A 10,398-nucleotide genomic window follows, 5' to 3' on the forward strand; every position below is an offset into this window, starting at 1 on the left:
GCACGGCTTTGATACGGTCACGGACGCGCCCATCACGAGTCGTATCGTGCATCAATTCAAGCGCTTCTTTTTGGGCATCTGTCAGGGTAATTTTCATGGCGCGATTTTGATCTGATAGGAATGAAAAATCAAGCATCTTCAATGACGATGGGTATAGCTTATTTTGGATTTTTTCTTATATGCCAAACAAACTTTAGGTTTGTTTATTTAGAATTTATCTATTTAAATCTTATTCATTCTATATTTAAAATCCATCGTTATGCAGGTTGTAGACTTCTTATGAAATAACATTTTTAAATAGAATAAGTAACAAAATATAGCCAGACAACCAAAGGATAAATCCGAGTAAACAGCGTAAATGTACACTCTGCACGTCCCATGTCCTGCGTTTTCACTTTATTAGCAGCCTGATAAATGTAACTAATTGTTAAGTCTTGAGTAACAAGACAGCGTAACTAGTTTTAATCATTACAAAAAATAAGGGGATAACAATGAAGAGGCAAAAATTGATGAAGCAGATCGTTATCGCCATTTTGCTTGGCGTGATAACGGGATGGGGATTTAATCGTTATCTTGATGCCAGTCAGGCAAAAGAAATTGCCTCTTATATCAACATTATTACCGATGTTTTTCTGCGCCTGATAAAAATGATTATTGGGCCGCTTATATTTTCCACGATTGTTGCCGGATTAATGTCAATTGGAGGCTCATCATCTGTCGGACGGATCACTATCAAAGCAATGATATGGTTTATTGTTGCTGGCTTGATTTCGATTAGCATTGGCACTCTGATAGCTAATCTGTTCCAGCCAGGGGTCGGGCTGAATATTGCAATTCCACAACATGGAAATATCGATACGAGTCTGAATGCTGGTGAATTTTCCCTGAAAAATTTTATCAGTCATATATTCCCCAGTAGTTTTGTGGAAGCTATGGCAAATAATGAAATTTTACAGATCCTTATTTTTTCTCTCTTTTTTGGTTCAGCATTGTCATATATTTGCCGGAGTAGCAAGAAAGCAAGCCCTATAGTGACTATGATTGAAGATATGGGACGCATTATGTTCCGCATCACAGATTATGTTATGGCATTGGCTCCAATTGCGGTATTTGCCGCCATTGCCTCTGCGATTACTCTTGAAGGGATGGGGTTGCTTTATGAATATGGAAAATTAATTACTCTCTTTTATCTGGGGATACTTTTACTTTGGTGCATTTTACTGGCTGTTGGATTTCTTTTCCTCGGTAAGGATGTTTTTTTGCTGATGAAGCTTATCAGAGAGCCTATCATACTGGCCTTTGCCACTGCGAGTAGCGAATCTGCCTATCCAAAGACGATGAATGCACTGAACTGCTTTGGTGTGCCGAAAAAAATTTCCAGTTTCGTATTGCCTCTGGGTTACTCATTTAACCTTGATGGCTCAATGATGTATCAATCCTTTGCCATTCTCTTTATTGCGCAGGCTTACAATATTGATTTGAGTATCACAGAACAGATCCTGATTATGTTAACGCTGATGGTTACCAGCAAAGGCATGGCTGGCGTAGCTCGTGCTTCTGTAGTGGTTATTGCCGCCACTCTCCCGATGTTCAAACTGCCTGAAGCGGGCATATTATTGATCCTCGCTATTGACCAGCTCCTCGATATGGGACGCACAGCCACTAATGTGGTAGGTAACTGCATTGCTACATCAGTTATTGCTAAATTGGAGGGAAAGCGGGGTAGTTCTGAATCCGAAATGCAGGAAAAAGAGCCGGTTAACCTCTCTTAATAAGTAATGACCCTATCAAAAAGCAAAGCCTGTATATCTTGTCTTTGATGAAGAATTACATGGGCTATAACAACATCTGAAGACTCATAAGAGTCAATCGAATAAATCATTCTATAGCCATTGTGAGTATTACATTCGCGATAGCTCGTTACGCCTAATTTAGCCAGTTCGGGTGATATTTGGCAGCACGTGGGTGAAAATTTAACTTTATGCTCGAACTCATCCAGAGCTTTGTGGATGATAGGTAATGGTTCAAGTTCTTTCGCCCGCAAAAATGATGTTATTTCACGCAAAGAGTGTCTAAAGGTTTCCGTATATTTAATTAAAATATCAGGCATTTTTTATAACTATTGATTATTTATAGATCTTCCAATAATTGATCGCGAGAATAGAGTTTTCCTGCATCTTTATCTTTCTGAGAAATGGCTAACAATTTCAACAATGCAATTGCATCATCTCTTTTTTTTCTTTCTTCATATGACTCAATCACATAAGCCGGAATTCCATTTTGAGTAACTAATATTGGTTCTGATAGCTCAAGTGTTGCGGCATGCTTCTTTATAAAAGAAATAGTTTCGATTTTCATTTAAGTCTCCTGACAAATTTATTTTATTTTGCTTATAGAGTGATACTAACATTTGATGATGGGTTTTAATTTAGACTATATAAAGACCATGGTCAATGTTCGTTTTTTGTTCTATTGGATAATTTGAGGAGTTGCAGTTTAACCACAACTCCCTGACAAAAATCTCAAATTACTACCTGAATTTCTTTCTTCTTAACTATCCCATAAACTCCGGCTGTCGACACTGTACCCGCTAAAATAGCGCCCAAGTAAGGCAATACAGGCGTAATTGCGCCCGGTATCAGTAATACAAACAGTCCGCCATGTGGTGCCATCAGTTGTACGCTGAAGTACATCGACAGCGCTCCCGTAACCGCGCCTCCGAGAATGCAGCTTGGCAGTACTCTTACCGGATCTTTCGCTGCAAATGGAATCGCTCCCTCCGAGATAAAACATAGCCCCAGTACCAGAGCCGCTTTTCCACCTTCGCGCTCATTTTGATCAAATTTATTTCTCGCAATTACTGTTGCCAGCCACATGGCTAATGGTGGAACCATTCCCGCAGCCATAATTGCGGCCATCGGGCCGTAGCTCTGGGCACTCAATAATCCTACGCCAAAGGCATAAGCGGCTTTATTCACAGGTCCACCCATGTCGGTGCACATCATTCCGCCCAGTATTGCGCCGAGGATCACGGCGTTAGTGGTTCCCATGGATTTCAGCCAGTGAGTCAGCCATTCCATAATCGTTGAAACGGGTTTACCGACGACATAAATCATGATTAATCCCGTCGCCAGTGTTGCGACCAGCGGAATAATCAGGATTGGTTTTAATGCTTCCATGCTTTGTGGCAGGCGAAGTCTGGTTGTCAGAAATTTGGCAACATAACCAGCAAGAAAGCCTGCAATGATCCCGCCGAGGAAGCCCGCGCCAGTGCTAACAGCGAGCATTCCGCCGACAAGGCCGGGAGCCAATCCAGTGCGTCCTGCGATGGAGTAGGCGATGTAACCGGCAAGAACGGGTACCATGAGGGCAAGTGCCGAGCCGCCGCCGATTTGCATCAGTGCTGCCGCCAGTGTGCCCGGTTCTTTAAAGGCTTCGATGCCGAAGACAAATGATAATGCGATGCACAGGCCTCCTGCGACGACCATGGGCAACATGTAGGAAACGCCGGTCATCAGGTGCTGGTAAATAGGGGGATTTTTCTGATTGTTCCTGCTGGGGACAGAAGTTGTGCTAGTCGCGTTATAAATCTCAGCTTTGGTTAGGGCGTTATCCAACTCGCTGGCAGTTTTTTTCAGGGCTGCTCCTGTCGAGGTGCGGTAAAGGCGTTTACCGGAAAAAGGGGTGAGTTCAACCTCGATATCGGCTGCGACAATCACGAAATCTGCTGCTGCGATTTCGGCATGAGTGAGAGAATTTTCGCTTCCCACGGAGCCTCGGGTTTCTACTTTGATTTGCCAGCCGCGTTTTTGTGCTTCTGTTTCCAGTGCCTTGGCTGCCATAAAGGTATGGGCGACACCGGTTGGGCAGGCGGTAATGGCAACGATGTTGACAGGCTTTTGCTGAACCCCGTTTTCTGCTGTATCAGCGGTGTGTTGCTGATGATAAACACTCGCTTCTGTTTGGGCTTTGTGGAGAAATACCTCGGATTCGCTGATTAACTGTTCTGCGGAGCCAATGAATATTTTCTTTCCATACAAATTATTGCCGGGCAGATTCAGGCTGTCCGGTACAGATTCTCCGATGATGATCACCAGCTCAGCCGTACTTAGATCGTCAGTCAGGGTAAGACCATGTTGGGCTATGACATTCTCCAGTGTTTGTCTGGCGAAGTAGGCGCGTGCTTGTCCTTGTTTCTCATTGCTAATAATCAGTATGTTCATGGCGTTCTCATCTTATTGTTGTTTGCTTTTCGATTGTTTTTTTAATGAAATGAGTTCCACTTTTGTCATCAAGCAGGCGAGTTGCTGGCGGTCGATATTGCCGACGTTACTTTGGCTGACGGTCATGGCAGAAATGGCGGTGGCAAGGCGCAATGTATGTTCGCAGGGTTGTCCCATCATCAAGCCGTAAATCAGGCCACCCACCATGGCATCACCGGCGCCGACGGTACTGACAATTTCACAGTGCGGTGGTCTGGCGTGCCAGGCTCCGGCTGAGTTAACCAGAATGGCCCCTTCTTCGCCTAATGAGACGATGACATGTGAGATCCCCTCCGCACGTAGCTGCTGGGCAGCGCTGATGATATCTTCCTGAGTCAGTAAAGGTCTGCCTGCCCAGATTTCCAGTTCATGGCGGTTCGGTTTAACCATCCACGGTTGTGCTTTAATTCCGGCAGTGAAGGCTTCCCGGCTACTATCGAACACAACACACATACAAGCGTCGCGCAGTTGCTGCATCCAGTCAGTGAAGTCATCCGGCTCAACGCCTGCTGGCAAGCTGCCACTGACGCACACCATGTTGAATTCCCGCAGCCATGTGAGGGAGTTTTTGGCAAAGCTCTGCCAGTCTTCTTTACTGATATTGAATCCTGAAAAGTTGAAATCGGTGACAAGGCCGTTCTGTTCGGTGAGTTTGACGTTGATACGCGTCCGGCCTTCTACTATCTGGAATCGGTCAGTGATGCCCAGTTCTGCGAAAGTTTTTTGGAAGCTGCTCTGGTTCTCTTTACCGAGAAAACCACCTACCGTAACGTCAATGCCGAGTGTTTTGAGGATCTTCGCAACGTTGATGCCTTTGCCTGCCGGATATAATCCCGCAGTTTGGATCCGATTAACTTGACCGGTTTTTATATCTCCGGTTAACCCGACCAGATCGTAGGCAGGATTGAGGGTGATGGTGGCTACTCTTTTATTCATTCCATGTTTGTTCATGCGATATCTTCACCCAGATTGTTGTTGATAAGATTTTTGATGGCGTCCAGAGCCTCTTTGGCATCCGGGCCGGAAGCGGTAAAACGGATACGGTCTCCCCGTTTAATGCCCAAACCGGCAACCAGCATCAGTTTGCGGCCATCAACGGGGATGGTGTCTCCATCCAGATGGATGATGGTAATGCGGCTGCTGAATTGTTTGATGGTATTAACCAACAGTGCACTGGGGCGGGTATGTAGCCCGTGTTCATTGGGCAGGATAAAATCTGCGGTCAGGGTATTTTTTGCTTGTGATGCAGCTTGTTGTGCGGCCTTAGTGGTCAGTAATGTAATGATCGCTGCATGATCCTGAGCTCGTTGCAGTTGCTCACCTTTTCCTTGCTGGATCAGGTTGTATAGATTAGTTAGCAGACTATGGAGCTGATCGTCGGCATAGGCAATGGTGATGAGCAAGCTGACCGGTTTTTCATCAAGATTATCGGTATTAATACTGAAGGAAGCTTTTGGACGAGCGATGGCAACGGCATTACGTAAGCTACCCTGTGAACTGTCACTCAACCAGATCCCTTGCCCCAGATGTATGGGGGATCTCGCGAGGATATCGGCAATAAATGCGGTATTCACCGAACCGGTTTTTTGCAGGTGAGCGAGATTGAGCGCCTGCAAGGTTGTCAGATCTCTGGTGTCAATATCCAGTGTGATTGTGGAGGCTTCTAATAGATAGGGCGGTTGTGGGTTCATAAGTAAGCGGTAGAGTTCATCTGCCGAGGTGGTTTTCGCCATCTGGCTGGCTCGATTTTCATCACTGAGAATGGGGAGTAATTGGTGTAGCAGCTTCAGATGCTCGTCAGATTTTGCGGCAATGCCGATAACGATGTAGGCAGTCTGGTTATTGCCCCAGTCAACACCATCAGGGAATTGCATCACTTGTACACCAGTGTGAAGTACGTTGCCGCGTGTGGCATGAGTACCATGCGGAATGGCAATGCCGTTACCCAGATAGGTTGAAGACTGTGTTTCACGCTCCAGCATCCCATCAACATACTCTTTACTGACATATCCGGCAGTGGTTAAAACATCGGCAACCTGCTGAATTGCATCTTCTTTATTGTCAGCATGTGCTGCCAGACGGATATTTCGCAATGTAAGGTGAAACATTTTACCTCCCTATATACTCTATAATACTTGTTGAAACGATTCAGTTTTTTAGGGGTGAAAAACCGACGTTGAATAAATTCACGTTATTTTTTATTAAGTAGGTGGATAGTTTTATTTTTCTACGTTGAAGTTACATTAATCCTAACGCTAGGAAATAGTATAGTAATTGATATAATGTGATTTTTATTAGTAACTATTTTTCATAATTATTAACGAGTTGTTTATTGGTTTTTTGTTATTCAGGTAATATTTGCTAATCACCTGTATTGTCAGGAAAGTATCGTTAAATAGTTAATGTGTAAAGTAACGTTTTATATTATTTCCTGAAAGAGTGATAGTGATCTTAATTATTTTAATTTCAGTTAAATTAAATGATTATAAAGTTCATTATTAGAATAATAAAAAATCATATGAATAGATTAATAAATTCTCTTATCAAAGAGATATTCTATTTATGAATGTGAATTCTTGGTCTGAAAAAGGTTTGAGTATGTTGTATTGGAAAGAAAGGCGGTGTACTGTCTTTGCTGACTGAAAAGTAGTCAATAAAAGTGTGTTACAGGCTGGATAAATCCGGTTTAAAATGGCCTGAAATGCGAACATACATGAAATGTTAATAAAAAATAGCATATTGCCATATTTCGGCTTTCAATTTCGGCGTACTGCGTTTATTATGCGCGCTTCGTAATTTCAACCGGCGCCACTGGCTTTGAGCTTCAGCGGAGAAATAATGCTTCCTGTTAGCTGACACAGTCTTTTCCCGTGGCGGTTCTATCTGCATTATTCCAAGGGATAGATGATAGCATAAATGACTGAGAATACCTCTCTGATACCACTCGTTGAATTAAAGTCCTTAAGTAAAGGCTTCGACGGCAAGCAAGTTATTTCACAGCTCGATCTGACAATCAATGATGGCGAGTTTCTGACCATCCTTGGTCCATCCGGTTGTGGTAAAACCACAGTACTTCGTCTGATCGCCGGGCTGGAAGATGCTGATAGCGGCAAAATTTTATTGGAAGGGCTGGATATTACTGATATCCCGGCCGAGAACCGTCATGTTAATACGGTTTTCCAAAGTTATGCCCTGTTCCCTCATATGACCGTATTTGAAAATGTTGCCTTTGGACTGCGTATGCAGAAAACACCGGAAAAAGAGATTGCTCCGCGTGTTGAAGAAGCATTGCGTATGGTGCAGCTTGAAGAGTTTGCTCAACGTAAGCCCGCACAGCTTTCCGGTGGTCAACAGCAGCGAGTGGCGATAGCTCGTGCGGTTGTGAATAAACCCAAAGTTCTTCTGCTGGATGAGTCACTGTCAGCGCTCGATTATAAGCTGCGTAAGCAGATGCAGAATGAGCTGAAAGCACTCCAGCGTAAACTCGGTATTACTTTCATTTTCGTCACGCATGATCAGGAAGAAGCGCTGGTCATGTCTGACCGTATCGTGGTTATGCGCGATGGGCGTATCGAACAGGATGGTTCTCCGCGCGAGATCTACGAAGAGCCGAAAAATCTGTTTGTTGCCCGCTTTATCGGCGAAATTAATATCTTTGACGCCAAAGTATTGCACCGTATTGATGATCAGCGGATACGTGCTGATGTAGAAGGCCACGAGTGTGATATTTTCACCGCTCTGCCAGTAACCGCCGGACAAATATTGAAGGTGCTGTTGCGCCCGGAAGATCTGCGGGTAGAAGAGATCAATAATGGTGAGCAGGTATCGGGCCTGATTGGTTATGTTCGCGAACGTAACTATAAGGGAATGACGCTGGATTCCGTGGTCGAAATGGAAAACGGCAAAATGGTGATGGTAAGTGAATTCTTTAACGAAGATGATCCGGATGTTGACCATTCCCTGAACCAGAAGATCGCAGTCACTTGGGTAGAAAGCTGGGAGGTTGTGCTGGTCGATGAAGAAGTCGCGTAAACTATTCCAGAACATCGTCATTACAGGCATCGTATCCTGGCTGATGTTGTTTGTCTTTCTGCCGAATCTGATGATTATCGGCACCAGCTTTCTGACGCGTGATGATGCCAATCTGGTACAGATGGTATTCTCTCTGGACAACTATAGCCGCCTGTTCGACCCACTATATGCAGAAGTGTTAATACACTCGCTGAATATGGCGGTTATTGCAACGCTGTGTTGTCTGGTTATCGGCTATCCGTTTGCCTTTTTTCTGGCGCGGATGCCGAAAAAACTGCGTCCGCTGATGCTGTTCCTGCTTATTTTGCCATTCTGGACAAACTCGTTAATCCGTATTTATGGATTGAAGATGTTCCTCAGCACCCGTGGCTACATGAATGATTTTCTGTTGTGGACAGGAATTATTGAGAAGCCGCTGCGCCTGATGTACACCCCGGAAGCGGTGGTGTTAGGGCTGGTTTATATTCTGCTGCCATTTATGGTGATGCCTCTTTATTCAAGTATTGAAAAGCTGGATAAACCCTGTCTGGAAGCCGCTCGCGATTTGGGAGCAGGGAAGTTACAGACTTTTATCCGTATCATCATCCCACTGACGATGCCGGGTATTGTTGCTGGCTGTCTCTTAGTTCTGCTGCCGGCAATGGGGCTGTTCTATGTCTCTGATTTAATGGGCGGTGCGAAAAACCTGCTGATTGGTAACGTCATTAAAAGTCAGTTCCTCAATATTCGAGACTGGCCGTTTGGTGCGGCAACCAGTATTTGTCTGACGTTGGTAATGGGCATCATGTTGTGGGTTTACTACCGTGCGGCTAAGCTGCTGAACAAGAAGGTGGAGCTGGAATGATCGGACGCCTGTTGCGCGGTGGCTTCATGACCATCGTTTATGCTTACCTGTATATCCCGATTATTATTCTGCTGGTAAGTTCGTTTAACAAGTCACGCTTTGGTATCAACTGGCAGGGTTTTACAACTGAATGGTACAGTCTGTTATTTAATAACGACAGTCTGCTGCAAGCAGCAGGGCACTCCCTGACAATGGCTGTAGTCTCCGCAACATTTGCTACATTGATTGGTTCATTAACGGCAGTTGCGCTGTATCGTTATTCGTTCCGTGGCAAAAAATTTGTCAGTGGGATGCTGTTTGTGGTGATGATGTCACCAGATATTGTGATGGCGATTTCACTGCTGGTGCTGTTTATGTTGCTGGGCGTTTCACTGGGCTTCTGGTCACTGTTGTTTTCGCACATCACTTTTTGCCTGCCGTTTGTGGTAGTAACAGTTTATTCCCGTCTGAAAGATTTTGATGTCAAAATGCTGGAAGCTGCCCGTGATTTGGGGGCAAGTGAATTAACGATTCTGCGTAAGATTATCCTGCCACTGGCGATGCCGGCAGTGATGGCGGGATGGTTACTGAGCTTTACCCTGTCTATGGATGATGTGGTTGTCTCTTCATTTGTAACAGGGCCGAGTTATGAAATTCTGCCACTTAAGATTTACTCAATGGTGAAAGTAGGTGTTTCGCCGGAAGTGAACGCACTAGCTGCTATTTTGCTGGCTTTGTCACTGGTGTTGGTACTGATTAGCCAATTTGTGATGCGTGATCGCACGGGTAAGTCTTAGAGGAAATCTAAATTAAGCGCAGTCAGATTGGGCTGCGCTTTTTTAAGCGTTGAGCTTCGGTTCGAAATATTCTCGGAGTTTTACTGCCAGCTGTTTAGGTATAAAATCCCCTTTAGCTGCTTTCACTGTTAATTCCACTAATTCTGGGTGGTCATAAACTTCTACCCCATTACGTTTCAGAAACAGCATTGTGGTGTTCAGGGCTGTACGTTTATTATCATCCGTAAAAATATGGCCACGAGCGATAGCAAGCCAATATGTTGCAGCGAGTTCGTAAATATCGGTGATGCCTTCGTAAAATTCTCGATTCATTACCCGGCTGACAATTGCATCAGCCCTGCCTGAATCGCTCATTCCGGGTACACCTGCGTAGCGACGTAAAAGGTAATTAACCCCAATTCCGCTTAAGCTATTGCTGAAATATCTTCTTCTGAGTAGAAAATTTTCAGTGATGGCTTTTTCTCTTTAAGGCAGTAAGCAATCA

General features: G+C 44.5%; 10 protein-coding genes. 4 read left to right on the forward strand and 6 right to left on the reverse strand.

The annotated features are described in order from the left end of the window. The first annotated feature begins 491 nt into the window (after nucleotides 1-491). Nucleotides 492-1,772 carry a dicarboxylate/amino acid:cation symporter gene (locus tag Xsto_RS19145; RefSeq protein WP_099126109.1) on the forward strand — a complete coding sequence of 427 codons (1,281 nt, stop codon included), beginning with the start codon at nucleotides 492-494 and terminating at the stop codon, nucleotides 1,770-1,772. Here Xsto_RS19145 and Xsto_RS19150 read toward each other — a convergent pair. The 5 genes from Xsto_RS19150 to fruB all read right to left on the reverse strand — a co-directional run bounded on the left by Xsto_RS19150 (nucleotide 1,769) and on the right by fruB (nucleotide 6,370). Continuing rightward, nucleotides 1,769-2,110: a type II toxin-antitoxin system RelE/ParE family toxin gene (locus tag Xsto_RS19150; protein WP_244590460.1), complete on the reverse strand. Its 342-nt coding sequence runs from the start codon at nucleotides 2,108-2,110 to the stop codon at nucleotides 1,769-1,771. The genes Xsto_RS19145 and Xsto_RS19150 overlap by 4 nt on opposite strands. A 20-nt stretch (nucleotides 2,111-2,130) precedes the next feature. Beyond that, a complete protein-coding gene (locus Xsto_RS19155) occupies nucleotides 2,131-2,358 on the reverse strand; it encodes a prevent-host-death protein (RefSeq protein WP_099126110.1) in 228 nt (75 codons plus the stop codon). 164 nt (nucleotides 2,359-2,522) lie between these two features. Continuing rightward, entirely contained in the window at nucleotides 2,523-4,223 is a 1,701-nt protein-coding gene (gene fruA / locus Xsto_RS19160) for a PTS fructose transporter subunit IIBC (protein WP_099126111.1), read from the reverse strand. Between the two features lie 12 nt (nucleotides 4,224-4,235). Further along, nucleotides 4,236-5,198 carry a 1-phosphofructokinase gene (gene fruK / locus Xsto_RS19165; RefSeq protein WP_099126115.1) on the reverse strand — a complete coding sequence of 321 codons (963 nt, stop codon included), beginning with the start codon at nucleotides 5,196-5,198 and terminating at the stop codon, nucleotides 4,236-4,238. 11 nt (nucleotides 5,199-5,209) lie between these two features. Next, complete coding sequence (gene fruB / locus Xsto_RS19170) at nucleotides 5,210-6,370, reverse strand: fused PTS fructose transporter subunit IIA/HPr protein (RefSeq protein WP_099126112.1); 1,161 nt, start codon at nucleotides 6,368-6,370, stop codon at nucleotides 5,210-5,212. 808 nt (nucleotides 6,371-7,178) lie between these two features. Here fruB and potA point away from each other — a divergent pair. From potA to potC, 3 genes are read left to right on the forward strand one after another with little or no spacing between them, the layout of a single operon-like run. Continuing rightward, nucleotides 7,179-8,294, forward strand: a complete 1,116-nt coding sequence (gene potA / locus Xsto_RS19175) for a spermidine/putrescine ABC transporter ATP-binding protein PotA (protein WP_099109015.1) — start codon at nucleotides 7,179-7,181, stop codon at nucleotides 8,292-8,294. Continuing rightward, nucleotides 8,278-9,138: a spermidine/putrescine ABC transporter permease PotB gene (gene potB, locus Xsto_RS19180; protein ID WP_099109014.1), complete on the forward strand. Its 861-nt coding sequence runs from the start codon at nucleotides 8,278-8,280 to the stop codon at nucleotides 9,136-9,138. The genes potA and potB overlap by 17 nt, the downstream gene beginning before the upstream one ends. Continuing rightward, nucleotides 9,135-9,914, forward strand: coding sequence for a spermidine/putrescine ABC transporter permease PotC (gene potC, locus Xsto_RS19185; protein WP_099109013.1), 780 nt, complete (start codon nucleotides 9,135-9,137; stop codon nucleotides 9,912-9,914). The genes potB and potC overlap by 4 nt, the downstream gene beginning before the upstream one ends. 42 nt (nucleotides 9,915-9,956) lie before the next feature. Here the strand turns inward: potC and Xsto_RS19190 are convergent, their stop codons facing one another. Beyond that, nucleotides 9,957-10,268 (reverse strand): type II toxin-antitoxin system death-on-curing family toxin, encoded by a 312-nt coding sequence (locus Xsto_RS19190; RefSeq protein WP_099126113.1) that lies wholly within the window; start codon nucleotides 10,266-10,268, stop codon nucleotides 9,957-9,959. Between the last annotated feature and the right edge of the window lie 130 nt (nucleotides 10,269-10,398).

This window comes from Xenorhabdus stockiae, assembly GCF_002632825.1.
GTDB classification, from domain to species: Bacteria; Pseudomonadota; Gammaproteobacteria; order Enterobacterales; family Enterobacteriaceae; genus Xenorhabdus; species Xenorhabdus stockiae.

Bases quoted from the DNA above. Each gene is read 5' to 3' on its own strand.
- Xsto_RS19145 (WP_099126109.1), top strand. From the start codon at position 492: ATGAAGAGGCAAAAATTGATGAAGCAGATCGTTATCGCCATTTTGCTT.
- Xsto_RS19150 (WP_244590460.1), bottom strand. From the start codon at position 2,110: ATGCCTGATATTTTAATTAAATATACGGAAACCTTTAGACACTCTTTG.
- Xsto_RS19155 (WP_099126110.1), bottom strand. From the start codon at position 2,358: ATGAAAATCGAAACTATTTCTTTTATAAAGAAGCATGCCGCAACACTT.
- fruA (WP_099126111.1), bottom strand. From the start codon at position 4,223: ATGAACATACTGATTATTAGCAATGAGAAACAAGGACAAGCACGCGCC.
- fruK (WP_099126115.1), bottom strand. From the start codon at position 5,198: ATGAATAAAAGAGTAGCCACCATCACCCTCAATCCTGCCTACGATCTG.
- fruB (WP_099126112.1), bottom strand. From the start codon at position 6,370: ATGTTTCACCTTACATTGCGAAATATCCGTCTGGCAGCACATGCTGAC.
- potA (WP_099109015.1), top strand. From the start codon at position 7,179: ATGACTGAGAATACCTCTCTGATACCACTCGTTGAATTAAAGTCCTTA.
- potB (WP_099109014.1), top strand. From the start codon at position 8,278: ATGAAGAAGTCGCGTAAACTATTCCAGAACATCGTCATTACAGGCATC.
- potC (WP_099109013.1), top strand. From the start codon at position 9,135: ATGATCGGACGCCTGTTGCGCGGTGGCTTCATGACCATCGTTTATGCT.
- Xsto_RS19190 (WP_099126113.1), bottom strand. From the start codon at position 10,268: ATGAGCGATTCAGGCAGGGCTGATGCAATTGTCAGCCGGGTAATGAAT.